At 74.5% G+C, this 20,810-nt stretch carries 19 protein-coding genes; 10 read left to right on the top strand and 9 right to left on the bottom strand.

Translation table 11 applies throughout. The features are described 5' to 3' along the window. Positions 1-145 precede the first annotated feature (145 nt). From ACFV1L_RS09535 to ACFV1L_RS09510, 6 genes are all read right to left on the bottom strand, one after another. A complete protein-coding gene (locus ACFV1L_RS09535; RefSeq protein WP_380364477.1) occupies positions 146-1,279 on the bottom strand; it encodes an FAD-dependent monooxygenase in 1,134 nt (377 codons plus the stop codon). Positions 1,280-1,345: 66 nt separating this feature from the next. Next, the gene (locus ACFV1L_RS09530) at positions 1,346-1,909 is read right to left on the bottom strand and encodes an ATP/GTP-binding protein (RefSeq protein WP_380364475.1); all 564 of its coding nucleotides are present in this window, start codon (positions 1,907-1,909) and stop codon (positions 1,346-1,348) included. A 1-nt stretch (position 1,910) separates the two neighbouring features. Further along, the gene (locus tag ACFV1L_RS09525) at positions 1,911-2,267 is read right to left on the bottom strand and encodes a DUF742 domain-containing protein (RefSeq protein ID WP_380364520.1); all 357 of its coding nucleotides are present in this window, start codon (positions 2,265-2,267) and stop codon (positions 1,911-1,913) included. 44 nt (positions 2,268-2,311) lie between these two features. Beyond that, the gene (locus ACFV1L_RS09520; RefSeq protein WP_380364473.1) at positions 2,312-2,749 is read right to left on the bottom strand and encodes a roadblock/LC7 domain-containing protein; all 438 of its coding nucleotides are present in this window, start codon (positions 2,747-2,749) and stop codon (positions 2,312-2,314) included. Continuing rightward, positions 2,746-5,454, bottom strand: coding sequence for a nitrate- and nitrite sensing domain-containing protein (locus tag ACFV1L_RS09515; RefSeq protein ID WP_380364471.1), 2,709 nt, complete (start codon positions 5,452-5,454; stop codon positions 2,746-2,748). Before ACFV1L_RS09515 ends, ACFV1L_RS09520 begins: the two co-directional genes overlap by 4 nt. 578 nt (positions 5,455-6,032) lie before the next feature. Then, positions 6,033-7,028, bottom strand: a complete 996-nt coding sequence (locus ACFV1L_RS09510) for a hypothetical protein (protein ID WP_380364469.1) — start codon at positions 7,026-7,028, stop codon at positions 6,033-6,035. An 83-nt stretch (positions 7,029-7,111) separates the two neighbouring features. On the opposite strand from ACFV1L_RS09510, the gene ACFV1L_RS09505 reads away from it, so the two are divergent. From ACFV1L_RS09505 to ACFV1L_RS09495, 3 genes are all read left to right on the top strand, one after another. Beyond that, positions 7,112-7,687 (top strand): TetR/AcrR family transcriptional regulator, encoded by a 576-nt coding sequence (locus tag ACFV1L_RS09505; RefSeq protein WP_380364467.1) that lies wholly within the window; start codon positions 7,112-7,114, stop codon positions 7,685-7,687. Positions 7,688-8,153: 466 nt separating this feature from the next. Then, complete coding sequence (locus tag ACFV1L_RS09500; protein WP_380364465.1) at positions 8,154-9,071, top strand: LysR family transcriptional regulator; 918 nt, start codon at positions 8,154-8,156, stop codon at positions 9,069-9,071. 175 nt (positions 9,072-9,246) lie between these two features. Next, positions 9,247-11,832, top strand: a complete 2,586-nt coding sequence (locus ACFV1L_RS09495; RefSeq protein WP_380364463.1) for a collagenase — start codon at positions 9,247-9,249, stop codon at positions 11,830-11,832. Between the two features lie 52 nt (positions 11,833-11,884). Here ACFV1L_RS09495 and ACFV1L_RS09490 read toward each other — a convergent pair whose 3' ends face one another. Both ACFV1L_RS09490 and ACFV1L_RS09485 read right to left on the bottom strand, forming a co-directional pair. Next, positions 11,885-13,120 (bottom strand): hypothetical protein, encoded by a 1,236-nt coding sequence (locus ACFV1L_RS09490; protein ID WP_380364461.1) that lies wholly within the window; start codon positions 13,118-13,120, stop codon positions 11,885-11,887. Between the two features lie 57 nt (positions 13,121-13,177). After that, positions 13,178-13,771 (bottom strand): TetR/AcrR family transcriptional regulator, encoded by a 594-nt coding sequence (locus ACFV1L_RS09485; protein ID WP_380364460.1) that lies wholly within the window; start codon positions 13,769-13,771, stop codon positions 13,178-13,180. A 146-nt stretch (positions 13,772-13,917) separates the two neighbouring features. Between ACFV1L_RS09485 and ACFV1L_RS09480 the strand changes: the two genes are divergently transcribed. From ACFV1L_RS09480 to ACFV1L_RS09465, 4 genes are all read left to right on the top strand, one after another. Then, complete coding sequence (locus ACFV1L_RS09480; RefSeq protein WP_380364459.1) at positions 13,918-14,955, top strand: hypothetical protein; 1,038 nt, start codon at positions 13,918-13,920, stop codon at positions 14,953-14,955. 162 nt (positions 14,956-15,117) lie between these two features. Beyond that, positions 15,118-15,399, top strand: coding sequence for a hypothetical protein (locus tag ACFV1L_RS09475; RefSeq protein WP_380364457.1), 282 nt, complete (start codon positions 15,118-15,120; stop codon positions 15,397-15,399). 607 nt (positions 15,400-16,006) lie between these two features. Continuing rightward, positions 16,007-16,978, top strand: coding sequence for a GlxA family transcriptional regulator (locus tag ACFV1L_RS09470; protein WP_380364455.1), 972 nt, complete (start codon positions 16,007-16,009; stop codon positions 16,976-16,978). A 100-nt stretch (positions 16,979-17,078) separates the two neighbouring features. Next, the gene (locus tag ACFV1L_RS09465; RefSeq protein ID WP_380364454.1) at positions 17,079-17,708 is read left to right on the top strand and encodes a DJ-1/PfpI family protein; all 630 of its coding nucleotides are present in this window, start codon (positions 17,079-17,081) and stop codon (positions 17,706-17,708) included. Between the two features lie 36 nt (positions 17,709-17,744). Here ACFV1L_RS09465 and ACFV1L_RS09460 read toward each other — a convergent pair whose 3' ends face one another. After that, positions 17,745-18,413, bottom strand: a complete 669-nt coding sequence (locus ACFV1L_RS09460; RefSeq protein ID WP_380364452.1) for a DUF4241 domain-containing protein — start codon at positions 18,411-18,413, stop codon at positions 17,745-17,747. 264 nt (positions 18,414-18,677) lie between these two features. On the opposite strand from ACFV1L_RS09460, the gene ACFV1L_RS09455 reads away from it, so the two are divergent. The 3 genes from ACFV1L_RS09455 (at position 18,678) to ACFV1L_RS09445 (ending at position 20,666) form a co-directional block, all read left to right on the top strand. Next, positions 18,678-19,775: a hypothetical protein gene (locus ACFV1L_RS09455; RefSeq protein WP_380364450.1), complete on the top strand. Its 1,098-nt coding sequence runs from the start codon at positions 18,678-18,680 to the stop codon at positions 19,773-19,775. Between the two features lie 154 nt (positions 19,776-19,929). Then, complete coding sequence (locus tag ACFV1L_RS09450; protein ID WP_380364448.1) at positions 19,930-20,187, top strand: hypothetical protein; 258 nt, start codon at positions 19,930-19,932, stop codon at positions 20,185-20,187. Further along, positions 20,184-20,666 (top strand): SsgA family sporulation/cell division regulator, encoded by a 483-nt coding sequence (locus ACFV1L_RS09445; RefSeq protein ID WP_380364447.1) that lies wholly within the window; start codon positions 20,184-20,186, stop codon positions 20,664-20,666. The genes ACFV1L_RS09450 and ACFV1L_RS09445 overlap by 4 nt, the downstream gene beginning before the upstream one ends. The last annotated feature ends 144 nt before the right edge of the window (positions 20,667-20,810 follow it).

Here is a 20,810-nt window from a genome sequence, read left to right as displayed (position 1 = left end):
CGGGGCCCCCCGCCCCCGCCCCCGCCCCCCGGGGGGCCCCCCACCGGGTGTACCCCGGGGTTCAACCCCGGGGCGGGGGCCCCCGGGGGGGGGGGGGGGCCCGGGGGGCCCCCCCCCCCCCCTCCGCAGGTGCCCCGACGGTGGGTCAGTAGGGCTTCACCAGGACGTGCGCGGCGCCCGGGATGCCGACCTTGAGGAGCTCGTCCTCCTCCGGCGTGGTGGGCGTGCCGGTCTCCTGCTTGAGCACGGCCCGGGACAGCGCCTGGACGAACATCGCGCGCGGCCGGCGGCGGTCCTCCCACGCCCGGAGCGCGGCGGGCACCGTGTCGGCGGCGTCGAGTTCCTGGGCGAGCACGAGGGCGTCCTCGACGGCCATCGCGGCGCCCTGCGCCAGGTGCGGGGTGGAGGCGTGCGCGGCGTCGCCGGCCAGCACCACCCGGCCGACGTGCCAGGGCGCGTCGACGGTGACCTGGGAGATCCGCGAGTAGACCACGGTGGACGGGTCGGTGATCGCGGCGAGCGCCTCGGCGACCGGGCCGGTGAAGCCGGACAGCCGCTCGGCGAGCTGCTCGTGGGCGCGCTCCGGGTCCGGGCGGAAGTCCTCGGTCTCGGCGACCACCGAGCCGAGGTACATCAGCTCGTCGGTGATCGGGGTGAGCAGCGCCTTCGCGGCCTGGTTGCCGGTGCTCATCACGACGCCCTGCACCTCGGGCTGCCGGGGCAGGGTGACCCGCCAGTTGGCGAAGCCGGTGTACTCGGGGCGGAAGCGGTCGCCGTACAGGCGGGTGCGCAGCGGGGAGCCGATGCCGTCGAAGCCGACCACCAGGTCGTAGCGGCCGGTGTGGCCGTCGGACAGCGTGACGTCCACGCCTTCGCCGTCGTCGGCGAGTTCGGCGATGGTGGTGCCGAACCGGACGGTGGCGCCGGCCCCGGTGGCGGCCCGGCCGAGGATCTGGGCGAGGGCGGGGCGCGGGATGCCGTTGTTGGCGGGGGCCTCGTCCATCCGCGGCTGCGGGATCTTCGCCAGCGGGTTGCCGGCGGTGTCGCAGATGGTCAGCACCTCCCACTCGTAGCCGGCCGCCAGGCACTCGTCCAGGATGCCGAGTTCGCGCATCACGTGCAGCGCGTTGGAGGGCTGGATGATGCCGACGCCGAGGGCGTCGAACTGCTCGCGGAGTTCGGCGACCTCGACGGTGTGGCCGCGGCGGGCCAGCGCGGTGGCGAGGGCGAGACCGCCGATGCCGCCGCCGTGGACGAGGACGCGCAGGGGTGTTGCCATGCTCTCTCCGGTTGGTTCGGGGGGAGGGCCGGGCGGGGGGAGCGCCGGGCCGTTGGGGAGGAGGGGTCAGCCGACCGGCAGCGCCATCAGGTGGTCGACCAGGGCGAGCAGCACGTCCCGGCCGAAGGCCCGCTCGCGGACGTCGCCGACCAGCATCGGCACGTGCGGGTCGAGGTCGAGCGCGGCCCGGATCTCCTCGTCGCTGCGGGTGTTGACGCCGTGGAAGCAGTTGATCGCCACCACGAAGGGGATGTTGCGGCTCTCGTAGAAGTCGATCGACGCGAAGCTGGTCTCCAGCCGCCGGGTGTCGGCGATCACGACGCCGCCGAGCGCGCCGTTGACCAGGTCGTTCCACATGAACCAGAACCGTTCCTGGCCGGGCGTGCCGAACAGGTAGACCACCAGCTCGGGGCTGACGGTGATGCGCCCGAAGTCCAGGGCGACGGTGGTGGTGGTCTTCTGGTCGACGCCGGCGAGGTCGTCCACGCCGACGCTGGCGGTGGTGAGGTACTCCTCGGTGCGCAGCGGGGCGACCTCGCTGACGGCGCCGACCAGGGTGGTCTTGCCGACGCCGAAGCCGCCGGCGACCAGGATCTTGACCGCGGCGGCGCCCGCCTGGGTGGTCGTCATCTCAAAGCCTCCTCAGTCCCTCACGTACAGCGGCCAGCAGGCCGCGGTCGGCGCCGCCCGCGGCCCGGGCCACCGAGATGGGGGCCCGGGCGGTCAGGAGGCCCTGCTCGACGAGGTCGCCGAGCAGGATCTTGGTCACCGACACCGGCAGGTTGAGGTCGGCGGCGACCTCGGCGACGGCGGCGGGGGTCCGGCACCGGTTGAGGATCATCCGGTGCTCGGGCTGGAGCCGGCCGGGCCGGACCGGCGCGCCGTACGCGTCGACCGGCTCCTGGACGCTGGTGAGCAGGGTGATGAGGGTGAACTCGTCCCGCTCGGGCGCGGTGCGGCCGCTGGTGATGGTGTACGGGCGGACCATGCTGTCCGCGCCGTCGTCCTCCTCTTCCTCGTCCCAGTAGGAGCTCACCCGCGCTGCCCGCCCCGGGCCGCGAACGCGTCGAAGTCGCTGCGCTGCGGGGTGCTGAGCTTCTGGCCGACCTGCTGGACGAGGTTGTGCATGGCCAGCGACATGACCTCGGCGTCGACGTCCTGGGAGGCGACGACGGCGAGGTGGGTGCCCTGGCCGGCGGAGATCACGAACAGCCACAGGTCGGCGAGTTCGACGATCACCTGGTGGACGGGGCCGCCGGCGAAGAGCTGGCCGACGCCGCGGGCCAGGCTCTGCTGGCCGGTGGCGACGGCGGCCAGGCGCTCGGCGTCGGAGCGGTCGATGGAGCGGGAGTGGCTGACCACCAGGCCGTCGTCGGAGAGCAGGACCGCGAGTCTCGTCCCGGCCACCTGGTCCACCAGGCCGTCCAGCAGCCAATCGAGGTCCTGGTGGGTGGCGATTGTGCGCGTCATGACCGGTCTTCTCTCGTCGGGATGGTGTGGGTGTTCCAGGTGTCGCCGGGCTCGGACCGCTCGCCGGACTGCGTCGTGGTGTCCGCAGTCGGCTGGGCGGCTCCGGCCCGCGCCTCTCTGGACCGCCGCTGGAACGCGCCGACCGCTGCTCCGGCCCGTCGGGGGGCCGGTCGGAACAGCGGGTTCTCGTCCCAGCGCGGCGGAGCGGGGGCGGCCGGCGCGGTGGCCGGGTCGATCCGCAGCTCGTCGACCAGGCTGGCCTGGCGGATGCGGCGCGGCAGTGGCGGCTCGGCGGCCGGCAGTGCCGGGGTGAGCGGCACGTACGGGGCGGGCGCCGCCGGGTCGGGTGCCGGGTAGCTGCCGGGGGCCGGGAACGGCGAGGCCTGCTCGAACTGGCCGGTCCGCCCGGCCCAGTCGTCGCTGCCGGCCGGCTCGGGCCGGTACGGCGCGGGCAGCCCGTACGGGGCGGGCGCGGGCTCGCCGGCGGGCAGGCCGTACGGGGCGGGCGGCTGTTCGGCGGCGGGCAGCGCGGCGGGGAAGGGCTGCTCGTGCCCGGCCGCGGCGTGCTCCTCGGTGCGCCCGCCGAACAGCTCGTGCTGCGGGAACGGGTCGCCGGCCGCGTACGGGGCCTCGACCTGCGGGTAGGCGGCTTCGGCCTGCTGGTAGGGCGGCTCGGCCTGCCGGTACGTCAGGTCCTCGGGCGCGGCGTGCAGTTCGAGCAGCGCGGCGTCCTGCTCGGGGGTGGTCGCGGTGATCGCGGTGACGCCGGCCAGTGCCTGGCCGCGGGTGCGGGTGGGCAGTCCGCCGGTGGGCGGTGCGGCGACCAGGGTCGGGCGGGCCGTCGGGTCGGGGACGATCAGCTCGTCGGGGACGAGCACCACGACACGGGTGCCGCCGAACGCGGACTGGCGGAACTCGATCCGCAGGCCGTTCTGGTCGGCGAGCCGGGCGACCACGTAGAAGCCGAGGCGGATGTCGTCGCCGCGGGCGAGCACGTCGGCCCGGGGCGCACGGGTCATCAGCTGGTTGGCCTCGTCGATCTGTTCGTCGTCCATGCCGAGTCCGCGGTCCTCGACCTCGATGGCGACGCCGCGGCTGACCCGGCCGGCCCGGACCTCGACCGGGTTCGGCGGGCGGGAGAAGCTGAGGGCGTTCTCGATCAGCTCGGCGAGCACGTGGGCGACCGGGCCGACGGCGCGCTCGGACAGCCAGGGGCTGCCGTCCAGGTCGATGACGACCCGTCGGTAGTCCTGGACCTCGCCCTGGGCGGCGCGCATCACGTCCAGCAGCGGGACGGGCTTGCGCCAGCGCCGGTGCGGGGTGCCGCCGGCCAGGATGACCAGGTTCTCCTCGTAGCGGCGCAGGCGGGCGGTGAGGTGGTCGAGGTCGAACAGGCCGTCGAGGATCTCGGGGTCCTCGTGCTTGCGCTCCAACTCGTCGAGCTTCTTCAGCTGCTGACCGATCAGCAGCTGGGTGCGGCGGGCGATGCGCTGGAGCAGGCGCTCGTAGGCGCGGTGCTGCTCGGCCTGGGCGACGGCGGCCTGCAGGGCGCTGGTGCGGGCCAGGTTGAACGCCTCGCCGAGCTTGGCGAGCTCGTCCTCGGTGCGGGCCCACGGGTCGCGCTCGATGGCGCGGGCCTGTTCCTCGACGTCGATCTGCTCGCCGTTGCCGAGCCGCTCGACGACCTCGGGCAGCGAGTTCTCGAGGTCCTCGGCCTGCTTCTGCAGCCAGCCGATGCGGCGGCGCAGGGTGCGGGTCAGGCGCCAGGTGGAGATGGCGACCGCGACGACGGCGATCAGGCCGACGACGCTGGTGAGGATCAGGCGGACGGCGAGGCTGATGATGCTGCTCTTGCCCTCCTCGACGACGGCCGCGGTGCGGAACTCCATCAGGTGGACGAGCTGCGGGTTGATGGTGTCGAGGGACTGCCGCCAGGCGTCCTTGTCGGTGGCCAGGGCGATCCGGCCGCTGCGGTCGGGCCCGACCGGCTTCAGCAGGTCCTGCTCGGCGCGGGTCTTGGCCTGCCAGGCCTGGGAGCCGGTGATCTGCTGCCACATGGCGGCCTGGTCGGCGGGCAGGTTGGGCGCGACCTTGGTGCCGAACTGGAAGTCCTGTTCGTTGACGGACTGCCGGACCTGCTGGTAGTCCTCGACGGAGAGCGAGCCGGTGGGCCAGCCGCGGGCGAGCAGCGCGTCGGTGCGGGAGATCATCTCCTTGCCCCAGAACAGGTCGACGAGCGGCTGCGAGATGGTGGTCATCCTGCCGTTGTCGACGTGGCTGAGCGCCGCGAACAGGCGCAGGTCCACGGCGATCAGGTCGGTGTAGTAGCCGTACACCGCGGCCTGCTGCTGGTCGCTGCCGCTGTCCACCAGGGCGCGCTGCGCGGGCAGCTGGTTGATCGCGGCCCGGGCCTCCCGGACGGCGTCGCGGACCTCGCTCGGAGCGCTGTCGGCGGCCACGCCGGACAGCTTCTGGAAGGTCTGGACGGCCTCGTCGGTCTTGGCGCGCTGGGTGCGCAGGGCGTCGGTGACGCCGGTGTGCGAGGCGAGGACGTCGGCGCTCAGGCGCCGCTCCTCCTGCAGGTTGTAGTAGACGATGTTGGACGGCTGGCCGGCCTCCTGCGCGAGCAGGCCCTGGGCGGCCTGGCGCTGGAAGTCGAAGAGGAGCTGTCCGCTGGTGACCGCCCACAGGGCGGCCAGTGCCACTCCAGGGACGATCGCCAGCACGAGCAGGGTCGCCCGGAGCGACAGCCGGCCCGTGATGATCCGCCGAGACGCGCGCGTGCGCAGGGCATTCTCCTTGGAGACGAGGCCAGTCGTTCAGAACTGGTCGAATCTGATAAGGACTCTGACGGATGGATCTTAGTATCACCGTATAACGGCCGGAAAAGCCGGTATGGCGGTCCGGCGCCCGCACGGCACCACCGCAGTGTCCCAACATCCGTACCAGCCGGGCGAGATGAGCAGCCCGGGGAACAACGCCCCACCGCTCGACGGCTCTTCACCGCACGACCGACCCGGCTCGCGCGAACTGCCCGCTCCAGCACCGGAACTGAAGCCCCGACCGGTGCCGGACCGGCCCGCGAACCATCCGTCAGGGCCGCCGGCCGAGCCGTTCGGAGTCTAGCGTCCCCCTCGCCGCTCGGTGAATCGACCTTGTCAGAACTTCTCGGGAACCGGACCTGAACGGTCGGAATCGCCCCGAACGGTCCGGGAATCGCCCGGAACGGTCGGTGCCGCTGTTCGCCCGACCGTTCCCTGACGTTCACTCAGCTGCCGGTCGATCAGCTGCCGAAGCCCGCCCGCAGCCGGGGCCCGAGTTCGGCGATCAGGCCGCGGTACGTCGCGAACGCGGCCTTGCGGGAGTGGTCGTCGCGCAGCAGGCCGAAGCCGTGGAACAGGCTCCCGCCGCGACTGTCCGCGTCGCGCAGCGCGAACAGGGTGTACCCCTCGACGTTCAGCTCGGCCGCCCGCCCGGCGACCGCCCGGACCACCGTCTCCAGCGCCCGGGCCTGCGCCTGCTCGGTCCGGCCGGGGCCGGTCGGCCAGCCGTTCTCGGCGATCCGGATCGGCACCCCGGCCCCGATCCCCGCCCTCGGCAGGTCGCCGTGCCGGAAGCCGTGCAGCACCCAGGCCACCGCGTCCGCCAGCCGTTCCGCCGGGACGGGGCGGAACACGTCCGGGAAGAAGTCCAGGCCCACGTAGTCCAGCGCGTCCAGGAACCGCCGGTCGGCGAGCTCGCCGAGGGCGTCCCAGAACGGCGCGTCCGGGCCGAGGGTCGGCACCGCGTTGAAGCCGACGGCGGCGGTCAGGCCGAGCGCCCGGACCTCCTCCTTGGCCGCGACCACGCCCGCCACCAGCGCCTCCCGCACCCCGGGGACGCTGCCGTCCAGCACCGGCAGGTCGGCGTTGGGCTCCTCGCAGATCTGCACCGAGCCCAGCCGCGCCCCGAGTTCGCGCACCTGCCCGCGCACGTACGCCTCCCAGCCGTCCCGGCTCCCGGTCGGCTCGCGGAACTGCAGCACCAGGTCGACCTTTCGCCCCGGCCGCCCCAGGTACGCCTCCCAGCCGTCCGGGGTCTGCGCCGGCGCGGCCACCGTGGACGCGAACGAGCGGTACACCCGGACCAGGAACTCTTCCTCCGCGCCCTGGAGTTCGTCGAGCGCCTCGGCCACCAGCCGCGGATCGTCCGGGCGGACCGGGTGCACGATGCCGCGCTCGTCGCCGAGCAGCGCCCCCGGGTAGATGCCGAACCTGAACTGCCGCCGTCCGCCGTTCACTTCGCCCCCTCCTCGAATATTTTTGGTGTCACACCAATTTTTCAGTGACCCTACCATTCGGCGGAGTTCCCTAGCATGGAGCCATGGGCCTTCGTGAGACCAAGAAGCAGCGGACCCGGACCGCCATCGCGGACGCCGCGCTGCCGCTGTTCCTCGACCGCGGCTTCGACCAGGTCACCGTCGCCGAGGTCGCCCGGCACGCGAACGTCTCCACCAACACGGTCTTCAACTACTTCGCCACCAAGGAGGACCTCTTCTTCGACCGGCAGGCCGAAGTCGAGGAGCACCTCGCCACCGTGGTCCGCGAACGCCCGCCCGGCACCTGCCCCGTCGCCGCGATCCGCGACGACCTGCGCGCCGCCCTCGAAGACGACCGGATCCCCGGCGACGCCGCGTTCTTCCGCACCGTCGAGGCCAGCCCCGCGCTGCGCGCCCGCGAACGCGAGATCGCCGAACGCGCCGAGAGCGCCCTCGCGTCCGCCCTCCCCCCGTCCCCCGACGCCCCCTTCCTCGCGGCCGCCCTCGCCGCCACCCACCGCGCCGCCCACCGCGAACTCCGCCGCCACCTGCTCGCCGGCCGCCCACCCCGCCCCGCCGACCTCGCCACCACCGCCGCCGCCGCCTTCGACCGGATCTGCCGCTGCCCGCAGCACCCCTGACGCCCCCTCGGCGCCGCGATTCCGCCCGCCCGACGGAACCCGCGACACCCCCGCTCCCCGCGCAGCCGGATTCGCCGGACGAACCCGCGCACACCCCCGGGCCGTCCCGTCCCCACGACCTCTGCCCGCGCAGCGGTGCGCCTCCAGGCCACCCCTCCCCGCCGAGACGCTCCCTCCCCGACCTCCGCCCCGCACAGCGGGACTCGCCGTACTACCGCCCACCGCCGCCGGTCCCCGGGGTTCCCGGGACGCTCCCCCTCCTCTCAACCACCGGCCCGCGCAGCGCGGTTCGCCGTGCTGCCGGCCGGGGCCGCCGAGCCCCCGGATTCGCGGGACTTGACGTGGCAGTGTCGGGAAGCGAAGGTGAGCCGCACCATCTGACATGTTGCGTGTGAAATAACACCGCCGCCACGCCCCTGCCGACGGCGTGCCCGTGGCGGCCCGCACGCGAGGAAGGGCCGGGGGCATGGAGCTGGAGCTGCGGCATCTGCGGGTGCTGTGCGCGATCGCGGACACCGGCAGCGTGGGCCGCGCGGCGGCGGCCATCGGGGCGTCCCAGCCCGCGACCAGCACCCAGTTGCGCCGGATCGAACGGCACCTGGGCGCGGTCGTGTTCGAGCGGACGGCGGCCGGCGTGGTGCCGACCACGTTCGGGGCGGAGCTCCTCGCGGCCGCCCGCGAGGTCCTCGCCCGGGTCGACCGCCTGGGCCAGTCCGTCCCGGTCGACGGCGAGCGCCCGCACCGTGAACTCCGGCTGGCCGCGGACTGTCCGGCGCTGCTGCCCGGCACGCTGGCCCGCGCCCGGCAGCTCCGCCCGGAGCTGCGGTTCTCCCTCCCGTGCGCCCCCGACGAGCCGTTCGACCTCGCACTGGCCCTCGACCACCCGAGTTCCGGCCTGCGTCCCACTCCGGCACTGGCGGCGCGGGTGATCGCCACCGAGCCGCTGTTCGTCGCACTGCCCGCCACGCATCCGCTGCGGCACCACGCGGAACCCGCCCTGGCCGATCTGGCCGCCGAGACCTGGCTGCTGCCCGCGGCCGACCGGAAGGCCTTCCGGGCGGCCTGCGAGTCGGCGGCGCTCGTCCCGGCGACGGTCCATCAGCTGCCGCACGGGCGGCGGGAAGTGCTCGACCTGGTCGCGGCGGGGCTGGGGGCCGCACTGGTCCCGGCGAGCACGCCGCCCATCCCGGGTGTCCTGCTGAAGCCGCTGCTGGGCGCGCCGCTGTGGCTGCGGTACGTGCTGCTGTGGCGGCGGGCCGCGCTGGGGCCGGGCCTGGCGGACACCCTGTTCGGTGCGGCGACCGCCGCCTACCGTGAACTGGCCGCCGAGGCACCGCACTTGCACAGCTGGGCGGGTCGCACTTTCCGTCCGCCGCGCACCTGAGGAGCCGTCGGTCGGCGCACCGGCTGCCAAGAACTCCCCACCCGTGTTATGGCTCGCAGTGCAATGTCATATGACCTGTGACATTGTTCTGCCCCCCGATCCGGTGCCACGATGCATGCGCTCGACCCTCCCCAACCCCCACCCCTCCCCAGCCCCCACAGGAGAAGCAGTGCGCGTGCGCATACCCCTCCCCGCGTTGACGGCCGGCCTGCTGGCCGGTTGTGCCACGGCGGCCACCCTGCTGCCCGCCCCGGCTTTCGCGGCCACCGCCGGACCGGCGAAGCCGGCCGCCCCGCTCACCTCCCCGGTGGGCGACCGGAGCGCCCCCGGCGGCGCCGTCCCGAAGCCGCTCGGCCCGATCGTCGCGGCGGCGCAGTCGGACGCCCCCGCCCCGGTCTCGGCCCCGCTTCCCCCGGCCCTGCTCGGCCAGGTGGTCATGGGCCAGCCGGCCGGGACCGCCGTCCAGACCACGCCGCGCCCGGCCGAGCCGCACGCGAAGCAGCAGGCCGTCAGCAGCACGGCGACCGCCCAGAGTTGCACCTTCGCCGACTTCGGCAGCCGCTCCGGTGCCGACCTGGTGGCGTTCGTCAAGGGATCGACCACCACCTGCATCGGCACGCTGTACAACGTGACGGGCAGCGACGCGGGCGCGATCTTCAAGCAGGCGAACATGCTGACCGTCGCCAACGCCTTCAAGGACCTGGCGGCGACGTACGACGGCACCAACAGCTCCAACATCCTCCAACTGGTGCAGTTCCTGCGGGCCGGCTACTACGTGCAGTCCTACAACGCGGGCGCGGTGGGCAGTTACGGCAGTGCGCTGACCACGGCCACCCGGGCCGGCCTGGACGCGTTCTTCGCGGGCCAGCACTGGAAGGACGTCTCGGACGCCAACGGCGTCGTGCTGTACGACGTCCTGGTGCTCACCGACAGCGCGAACGTGCAGGCCAACTACCTGAACACGTACAAGCAGGTGCTGAACGGCTACAACAACGGCTACAACGCGTTCCCGAAGATGGTGAACGCCGTCAACGCGGTGCTGTTCGCGCCGCTGTGGCGCGGCAACTGGAACAGCGACTTCGTCAACGCGCTGAACGCCGACACCAGCCTGGTCGGCACGCTCGGCACGTTCACGCTGAACCACAAGGACCTGCTCGGCACCGCCAACTCCTTCCTGGCGGTCAACGCGGGCAACGACCTGGCCCGGATGTCCGGCGACGGCGCGACCGTGGAGGCGGCCTCCCGTCCGCTGGTCAAGCAGATCCTCGACTCCACGCCGATCGTCGGCGCGGGCGGCCCGCTGTACGTGCACGTGGCGTTCCAGTCCAACCAGTACAACAGCGGCCAGTGCTCGACCTTCGGCATCTGCGACCTGCCGAACAAGCTGATCGGCGCCGTGCTGCCGAACGTGCTGGTCTGCGACAACAAGACGCTGCGCGCCCAGGCGCTGACGGCGACCCAGCTGCAGCCGGTGTGCGAGAGCCTGCGCGGCGAGGACGCGTTCTTCCACAACCTCGTGAAGGACAACGGGCCGATCCCCGGCCAGTACGGGACCACCCTGGACCTGCCGGTGTTCGCCAGCGCGGCCGACTACCAGACCTACTCGTGGGCGATCTGGAACAACTCCACCGACAACGGCGGCGTGACCCTGATGGACCCGACCGACCCGGCCAACAAGCCCGTGTCGATCATGTACCAGAAGTCGTGGAACGACGACTTCCCGGGCAACGTGTGGAACCTCAACCACGAGTACACGCACTACCTGGACAACATCTACGACATGAAGGGCAACTTCACCACCGAGACGTCCGTCCCGGACATCTGGTGGATCGAGGGCGTCGCCGAGTACGAGTCGTACGCGTACCGGGGGGTGACGGACACCCAGGCGATGACCGAGGCCGGCAAGCACACCTACAAGTTGAGCACGATCTTCCAGAACACCTACCTCAACTCGGACTCCACCCGGGTCTACCCGTGGGGCTACCTGGCCGTGCGGTACATGCTGGAGAAGCACCCGGCGGACGTCACCGCGATGCTCGGCCACTTCCGCACCGGTGACTACCAGGGCGGGTACGCCGTCTACAACGGCCTCGGCACCTCCTACGACGCCGACTTCGACTCCTGGCTGACCGCCTGCGCGGCCGGCGCCTGCTTCGCCACCGGCCCGACCGCGCTGTTCGACAAGTCGGTGAACGGCGCGACGGTGACCCTCACCGACCGCTCGGTGGTCACCAACTCGCCCGCGCAGCTGGTCTCCTGGCACTGGACGTTCGGCGACGGCAGCTCCTCCGACGAGCGCAACCCGTCGCACACCTACGCGGCGGCCGGCACCTACACCGTCGCGCTGACCGTCACCGACTCCACCGGCCGCTCCACCTCGACCCCGGCCGGCGTGACCGTCACCACCGGCAGCGGCGGCGCCACCCTGCCGACCTGCACCGACCAGCGCGCCGACGCGATGGGCCAGAACTGCCAGCGCACCGGCCGCAGCCGCACCGCCGGCAACGTCGACTACCTGTACGTCTACCTGCCCGCCGGCACCAGCACCCTGAAGATCACCACCAGCGGCGGCACCGGCACCGCGTACCTGTACTACAACGACTCCACCTGGGCCTCGCCGAGCGCGTTCACCGCCTCCTCGACCACCCCGGGCAGCACCACCCAGTCCATCACCGTCACCAACCCGTCGGCCGGCTACCGCTACCTGAGCCTGTACGCCGCCACCGACTTCAGCAACGTCACCGTCGCCACCCAGTTCTGACGCTCCCCCACCTGCCGACGGGCAGTCGCGGCCTCCCGTCCGCGACTGCCCGTCACGCGTTCCCGCGCCCCAGCCGGCGCGCCGCCGCGGCCCGCAGCTCCTCGGTCTCCACCGGCGAGTCCCGCAACTCGGCCAGCCGGGACCGCAGTTCCGGCCCGTCGGGGGCGTGCTCGACCGCGAACAGCCGGGCGTCCTGCTCGCAGTCCCACAGCGACTCGGTCAGCTCCGCACCCGTCTCCCCGGGCCGCACGGCCGTCAACGCCCGCAGGTGGGCCGGCCGTTCGTACGAGTGCGGGGTCTGCGCCCAGAACCGGCCGAGCGCCGGTGCGGCGTCGGCGGCGGCCGGACCGAGGCGGGCCAGGCCGTCCGCGAGGAAGTCCGATCCGCACCACTCGCCGTCCGTCCACTGCCGCTCCAACTCGGCCAGCAGCAGCGGCAGATCGCGTTCGTCGCCGTGCCGGGCGAGCACGCCGAGGCCGAGCCCGGCCAGCCAGCGGCGGGAGGAGAGGGCCCACCCGCGGGCGTCGGCCAGCGCGGCCGACCCGAGGGAATCGACCGCGCGGCCCAGCAGCGGCAGCGCCCGCTCGCCGAGTTCGACCGGAATGGTGGTGAACAACTCGGGCACCAGCGGGAGGAGTTCCGGCACGGCCGGCCGACGCGCCAGGGCCGCCACGGCGGCCGAGCGCTCGCCCGCGGAACTTCCGCCGTCCGCCAGCACCGCCAGCAGCCGAGCAGTGTCCGGGGCCGGGGCACGATCGCTTCGGGTCGCCCGCGGCCGGGGCAGGTCCGGCAGCAACTCCCGCCACCGGAGCCAGGGTTCACCGCCCGGACAGTCGGGCTCGGCCGCACCGAGGCGGCGCACCGCGACCTCCGCGAGATCGTCCCACCAGGGCACCGGCCAGCGCTCGGCGAGGGTGTCGAGCACGTCCTGCCACCACCGGCCGTGCCGCACGTACTGCCGCAGCGCCTCCCGGGCCTCCACCGAGCCGGTCAGCGCCAGCGCGGCGAGGATCGCGCAGCCGCGCTCGTGGGCGTACGGGTCGTCCCCGTCGAGCAGCCGCCGCAGCGGATCCAGCGGCAGCGCCGACTCCCGGACCAGGTGGGCCAGATAGTCGTTCCGGTCGTCGCTCTGCCGGTCGTACCGGGTGTCCCGCCGCAGGCAGGCGAGCACCGCCCGGCCGGCCGCCGCCGGCTCCCGCCGCACCCACAAGTACCCGGCGCCGCGCCCCCGTTCGAGCGCCCCGAGGTCCGTGTCGGCGGGTGCGTACTGCGTCGCGTCATCGTCCACGACCGTCGAGCCTGCCCCCCGGCCCGGCCGCGCGCGACCGGTTTTCCGCCCCGGCCCTCAGCGGGCGCCGCCGCGGCCGCGGACCAGCGGCAGGAAGACCTCGTCGACGATCTCCAGCAGGACGTCGTCCGGGACGGCCGGGACGCCGCGGAGCAGGTACTCGGTGCGCAGCAGCGCCATGGGGGTGGCGGCGACCCGGGGGTGCACGGCGGCGGTGGGGGCCTCGCCGCGTTCGGCGGCGCGGGCGAGGACGGTCAGCCAGGCTTCGTCGAGCGGGTCGGGGCGGTCGGGGTCGCGGAGCGCGGCGAGGAGTTCGGGGGCGCCGCCGGCGGCGGCGAGCAGGCCGCGCAGGATCTCCCCGTACGGCGAGGACCAGGTGCGGTTGGCGCGGCGCAGCAGGTCGAGGGCGTCGGTGCGGAGGGCGCCGGTGTCGGGCGGGCGGGTCTCGGCGTCGGCGAGGCGCCGGTAGGCGGCGATGCCCAGGGCGGTGCGGTGGGGCCAACGGCGGTACAGGGCGTTCTTGTTGGTGCCGGCCCGGCGGGCGACCTCGTCCATGGTGAGGCCGGCCACGCCCTGTTCGAGCAGGACTTCGCCGGCGGCGGCCAGGATCGCGTCCTCGAGTTCGGCGCCGCGCCGCCTGGTCGCTGCCACCTGCCCACCCTCTTCGCTCTCGTCCGCGCTGCCCGCTGCCGGTTCCGGTCCGAATGGTACGTCCCGCGAAACAGAGTACCGGCCGTACCCAATTCGTCGTAAGGTACGCGACGTACCCTGTTGTGCGAGGAGAGGACGGCTTCGCCGTGCGCGTTTTCGGCATCACCTACGACACCGGCTTCCGCAGTGCCGGCACCACCACCCGGGAACCCTTCGACCCCGGGACGGTCCGCCGCGAGATGCTGGTGATCCGTCAGGAACTGCACTGCGACGCGGTGCGCATCACCGGCGCCGAACCGGACCGGCTGGAGACCGCCGCCCGGTACGCCGCCGAGGCCGGACTGGAGGTCTGGCTCTCGCCGTTCACCAACGGACTCACCCGGCCCGAGCTGTTCGACCTGCTGGTGGACTGCGCCGGGCGCGCCGAGCAGCTGCGGGCCGGCGGCGCCGAGGTGGTGCTGCTCACCGGCTCCGAGATCTCCCTGTTCACCGAGGGCTTCCTGCCCGGCGCCGACTACCTGGAACGGGCCGGCGTGCTCGCCGACCAGGCCCGGTTCCGCGCCCTGCTGCCCGGGCTGCACCGCGAGGTGAACGCCTTCCTGGCCCGCGTCCTGGCCGCCGTCCGGCCGCTGTTCGGCGGTCCGATCGGCTACGCCTCGCTGCCGTTCGAGGGCGTCGACTGGACCCCGTTCGACGTGGTCGCCACCGACGCCGGCTACCGCGACGCCACCAACGCCGACCAGCTGCTGCCCGGCCTGCGCGCCCTCACCGGCCACGGCCGGCCCGCCGCCGTCACCGAGTTCGGCTGCGGCAGCTTCACCGGCGCCGCCGCCCTCGGCGCACGCGGGGACCGCGCCGTGGTCTTCGACGAGCACGGCCGCGCCGCCCGGTTCGCCGAACCGCTCGACCGCGACGAGCAGGAGCAGGCCGGCTACCTGGTCGACCTGCTCGCCGCCTTCGACGCCTCCGGCCTGGACGCCGCCTTCGTGCAGACCTTCGCGCACTACCACCTGCCGGGCTCCGACGACCCCGACCGGGACTTCGACCGCGCCTCGTTCGGCATCGTCCGCCCGCTGCCGCCGGGCCGGACCTCCACCACCCACCCCGGCCTGCCCTGGGAGCCCAAGGCCGCCTTCCACGCGCTCGCCGCTTACGCCCGCGAGCGGCACGCCCGCGCGTCCTGACGGGCCCTCACCCCGACCGCGCCGCCCGGTCCGCCCGCACCCGTGTGCCGTCCCCGGTTCGAGGGACTGCGGCCGGAATTCCGGGACGGTCCGGGCGGCCGGGGAATCCATCCGCGCGGAAGGGCGGCTACCCGTTGCGCGCCCTCGGAAGGGAGAACAGTCATGCGTCGTCGGATCGCGGCGGTCGGGTTGCTGGCCGCCACCGGAGTGCTCGCACTCGCCGTACCCGCCCAGGCGGCCACGGGCGTCCTGGTGGTGGACGGCGTGGCCCGGCAGAACCCGGCACGGGGGTGCTACCCGACCGCGTCGCCCGTCCTCGTGGAGAACCTCACGGACGCCACCGTCGACGTGTACTCCGCGGCCAACTGTCAGGGCACCCTGATGCGCTCGATCGCGCCCGGCATGTCCGCGGCGACGCTCGGCTTCAGCTACTACGTCAACTGACCCACCTACCCCGCCGTGCGGGACACCCGGCCCCGGGGATCCCGCACGGCAGCCATGCCGCCCCCGGAGCGCCGGCCAGGTCCCGCGCCGAACCGCCCGACACAGGCCGAGGGCGAGCAACGACCGATGACGCACCCCGACGCCAGCAGGTCGCCCGCACTCACCACCAGGCCCGCCGAACCGCCCGACACAGGCCAAGGGCGAGCAACGGCCGATGACGCACCCCGACGCCAGCAGGTCGCCCGCACTCACCACCAGGCCCGCCGAACAACAGCCGCCGGCCCGTTCGACACTGCCGGACACCCGTTCCGACCCACCTGCCCCTCAGGCACGGGACCCCGCACGGCAGCCATGCCGCCCCGGAGCGCTGGCCAGGTCCCGCGCCGAACCGCCCGACACAGGCCGAGGGCGAGCAACGGCCGATGACGCACCCCCCACGCCAGCACGTCGCCCGCACTCACCGCCAGGCCCGCCGAACAACAGCCGCCGGCCCAGGGCCCGTTCGACCACGGCCGGACACCCGTTCCGCCGTCCTCGGCCGGGCGACGGCAGGAAAGGTGGGGCATCCGTCATTGCTGCCGCGCAGGGCCGCTGCGAGGCTGGACGCATGGCTGATCGCAGCGTGCTCTTCGTGCTCTTCGACGGGGTGCAGAGCCTTGATGTCACCGGCCCGCTGGAGGTGCTCTCCGCGGCGGCCGGCTACCGCATCCGCACCGCCTCGCCCGGCGGCCTGCCGGTGCGGACGGGCAGCGGGCTGCGGCTGCTGCCGGACGAGGACCTGGCGCACGCGGCGGCCCCGCACACCCTGATCGTCCCCGGCGGCCCCGGCACCCGCCGTCCGGTGCCCGAACTGGTCGCCCGGATCGCCGAGTTGGCCGACGGCGCGGAACGGGTGGCCTCGGTGTGCACGGGCGCGTTCCTGCTCGCCGAGGCGGGCCTGCTGGCCGGCCGCCGCGCCACCACGCACTGGGCGCACGCCGAGGCGCTGGCCCGCCGCTTCCCGGACGTCACCGTCGAGCCCGACCCGATCCACGTCCGCGACGGCCGGGTGGCCACCTCCGCCGGGGTGACGGCCGGCATCGACCTGGCGCTCGCCCTGGTCGAGGAGGACCTCGGCCGCGAACTCGCCCTCCGCATCGCCCGGCATCTGGTGATGTTCCTGCGCCGCCCGGGCGGCCAGGCCCAGTTCTCCACTCAGCTGGCCGCCCAGCTCGCCGTCCGGCAGCCGCTGCGCGACGTGCAGCGCTGGATCACCGAGCACCCGGACGCCGACCTGTCCGTCGAGGCGCTGGCCCGCCGCGCCTCGCTGTCGCCCCGTCAGTTCGCCCGGGTCTTCGTCGCCGAGACCGGCACCACGCCAGGCCGCTACGTGGACGGCGTCCGGCTGGAGGTGGCCCGCCGCCACCTGGAGGACAGCGACGACGGCATCGAGCAGATCGCCCGCCGCAGCGGCTACCGCAACCCCGAGGCGATGCGCCGTGCCTTCGCCCGCACCCTGGCCGTCAGCCCGCTCGACTACCGCCGCCGCTTCCGCGCGACGCCCACGCCCGCGCCCACGCCCGCGCCCACACCCGCCTGACCGCCCCACGACCCCGAGACCCCGCCCACGCCCCCACGCCCCCACGCCCCCACGCCCCCACGCCCGTTGATGATCCGACAACGCACCGGAGAGGCATCCGATGAAGATCGCCATCCTGCTCTACGACCGCTTCACCGCGCTGGACGCCGTCGGCCCGTACGAGGTGCTGGGCCGGATGCCCGGGGCCGAGGTGGTGTTCGCCGCCGAACGGCGCGGGCCGGTCCGCGGCGACCTGGGCAGTCTCGCGCTCACCGCCGACGTCTCGCTCGACGAGGTCACCGCCGCCGACCTGCTGCTCGTCCCGGGCGGGCCCGGCTCCCGGGCGCAGCAGGAGCGGCCCGAGGTGCTGGAGTGGCTGCGGGCGGTCGACGCCACCACCGCCTGGACCACCTCGGTCTGTTCCGGCTCGGTGCTGCTGGCCGCGGCCGGGCTGCTCACCGGCCGGCGCGCCACCACGCACTGGGCGCTGCCGCCGGCGCTGGCCGCGTACGGGGTCGAGCCGGTCGAGGAGCGGGTGGTGTTCGACGGGAAGTACGCCACCGCCGCGGGCGTCTCGTCCGGCATCGACCTGGGCCTGCACCTGGCCGGTCTGATCCACGGCCCGGAGACCGCGCAGGGGATCCAGTTGCTCATCGAGTACGACCCGCAGCCGCCGTTCGACGCGGGCTCGACCAGGACCGCGCCGCCGGCCGTGGTGAGCGCGCTGCGGAGCCGTCTCGGCGCGCTCTGAGGGGCGGCGGCCCGCCGTCCGGCGGCCCGGGCCCGGTCACCCCTCGACGGGGCCGCGCCCGGGCTGCCGCACGACGAAGAACTCGCTGACGAACCCGGTGACTTCGCCGTCGGCGGTGCGGCCGACCCAGGTCGGGTAGTGGCCGTCGCCCCAGCCGGTGGTGAAGGCCACCATGCCGTGGCCGGTGGCCGGGTCGGTGACGGCGGCCGGGCGGGGGCCGGCGTCGTGGATGGCGTCGATCACCGGGTCGGAGTCCCGCTCGACCAGCTCGCCGATCGGGCCGACGGCGGACGCGTCCAGGAAGCAGCCGGTGCCCGCGTCCACGCCGTAGCCGAAGAAGTCGCCCCGGCCGAGCCGGCCCGCGTCCTGGCCCTCGCTCAGCGCCAACTCCCAGTGCGCCGCGGGCCGGTCGCCGATCCGCAGCAGCGCGGCGGCGATCCGGGTGTCCGAGGAGCCGGGCCCGTACGCGTCGCGCACCTCGACCACCGCGAGCGTCACCGGGTAGCTGCCGGGCGGGACTTCGGCGAGGAACGGCTCGTTCTCGTCGAGCAGCCCGATCACCGGGTCGCACGCCACCACCCGCCCGGTGGGCAGCGCCAGCACCGCCTCGGGCAGCGCGACCACGGTGGCCGTGCGGCCGCCGCCGCAGTCGTACTGGCTGCCTGCCGTGAACAGCCGCGCCACGTCGGGGGCCGCTAGGGGCATCGGGGGCTCGCTCTCGTCGCTGTCGTCGTCGCTGCTGCTGTCGGTGCCGTGTCCGGGTCGCTCCGGGTGCTCCGGTCGCTCCGGTCGTCGTGTTCGCCAACGGCCCCGGGGCGGACGAACATTCCGGACGGATCATCGGACGGACACCGTGCACGCGGCCCACCACGGTAGCGCCCCGCCCGGACCAGCCCCGCAACAGGCCCCGGCGGTCCGCCCCCGGAGGCGCGTGCCCGCGGCCACCTGCGGTGGGAGATCATTCTCGGCATGACCCCGGTTCTGGTGTTCGGTATCGCCATGGCGCTCGCGCTGCTGACGCGTCGGCGGTGGAGCGGTCCGTCCGTGCCCGGTCCGGTGCCGCCGCCGGTCGCCGCCACCCCGCCCGGCTTCGACCCGGTGCGGTACGGGCTGGCGCCGAGCGCCGAGTTGGACCCGGGCCGCGCCGGGCCGCCGATTCCCCTGCTGCGCCGCAAGGAGCTGGAGGCACTGGCCGACTCCTGCCTGGCCGGCGGCTGGCGGGCCGCCGCGGCGTACGTGACCGCGGCCGGCGAGGACTGGGACGAGCGCTGGTCCCGGCTGGACTTCCTGACCCGGGTGGCCGCCGAACGCGACGCCTGGCTGACCGCCTGGCGGGAGTCGGGCACCGAGGCCTGCGCCGCCGAGACGGTGCACGCCCGGCTGCTGGTGCAGCGGGCCTGGGAGGTGCGCGGCAGCGCCTTCGGGCACCAGGTCCCGCCGGAGCGGATGGCCGCGTTCAGGGCGCAGCTGGTCGCCGCGGCGGCCGCCGCCCGGCAGGCCGTCGAGCTGGACCCGCGTGACCCCGGGCCGTGGGTGGTGCTGGTCGCGGTGGCCCGCGGCACCCGACTGGGCCGGCGCCGGTTCCGGGCGCTGTGGCGCGAGTTGACCGCCCGGGCCCCGCACCACGTGGCCGGGCACTGGCAGGCCATGCAGTACTGGTGCGCCAAGTGGCACGGCAGCGACGCGCTGATGCTGCGCTTCGCCGAGCGCGCCGTCCGCACCGCCCCGGCCGGCTCGCCGCTGCCCGGCCTGTACCTGCAGGCCCTGGCCGAACTGGAGCAGCGGCACGGCCTGCACGGCCTGCCCGACGCGGGCCGGCTGCGCGAGGTGCTGCCCGCCGTGGCCTCGGCGCTGGCGGCCGTCCCGCCGCCGCACGACCAGGTCCCGTTGCTGCGGCACCTGCTGGCGCACTTCGCCCTGGTGTCCCGTCAGCCCGCGCTCGCGCTGGAGCAGTTCCGGGAGATCGGCCCCTGGTGCGGGGCCCACCCGTGGACCTCCGCCGCGCACCCCGTGCGCGCCTTCGACCACGCCCGCGCCGTCGCCGCCACGCACGCCGCCGGCGGCTGACGCCCGGCCGCGCCCCCGTCCGCCCGGCCGGGACGACGAGCGGCGTGACCGCCCCCGCGTTCGGTCGTTATGCCCGGACGTGAGTGCCGAGCCCTGGGCCCCGACGGGCGTCCGCGACGAAACGATTCAGCAAGCCCCGATCTACGCCCGGCTGGTGTCCCTCTGGCACCAGTCGGGCCGCACCGTGCCCGGGCGGCAGGACCAGGAGTGGGCCCGGCTGGTCGCCCCGCCCCGGTTCGCCGCCGCCGTCCGGCCCGAACCGGCCGCCGCCGAGCCGCCCTCTGCCGCTCCCGGAACCGGGCCGAACCCCGAGCCCGAGCCCGCATCCGAGGTCGGACCCGAACCCGAGCCCCTGCCGGTCCTGACCGCCCTGTCCGTCCTGTCCGCCGACCGCCCGAGGGAGACCCGGTGACCCACCAGAACACGTCCAGCGGCTGGCTCCGGCGCTCCGGCGATCCGGACTGCGTGCTGCTGCTGGACGTCTCCGTGTCGCCCTGCCAGGGTCTGCGGGTCTCCGTCCCCGCCCGGCTGCGCTACCACCGGGCCGACCCGTACGCGGTGCACCTGGACTGCCACGTCGACCTGGACGAGCCGATCACCTGGCTGTTCGCCCGCGACCTGCTCGCCGAGGGCCTGGCCGGGTGGGCCGGGGTCGGCGATGTGGCGATCCGTCGGTCCGCGGCCGACCCGGAGCTGCTGACGATCTCGCTCAGCACGCCCGGCCAGACCGCCGTCCTGCACACCCCGTCCGCCCCGGTCCGGGACTTCCTGCGGCTGTCGTACCGGGTGGTGCCACCGGGCGCCGAGCACCGGCACCTGGACACCGCGGCCCTGCTGCGGCACCTGCTGAACGGCTCGCCCGCCCGCCGCGACCTCCCGCGCCCGGAGTGAGGATCGGGCTTCCGCCGGACATCCGGAAGTCCCGACGGTGTTCCTTCTCCCTCCGCACCGGGAGGGCCCGGACCCCACCGCACCGATTTCCGTTCCCGCGCGTTGAACAGACGGCGTTTCCGTACCAGGCATGCGCCGCCGAAG

The sequence above is a fragment of the Kitasatospora sp. NPDC059646 genome, assembly GCF_042734615.1.
Lineage (GTDB): Bacteria > Actinomycetota > Actinomycetes > Streptomycetales > Streptomycetaceae > Kitasatospora.
Note: the sequence above shows the minus strand (reverse complement) of the source record. Positions and strands in the feature narration are given on the sequence as shown.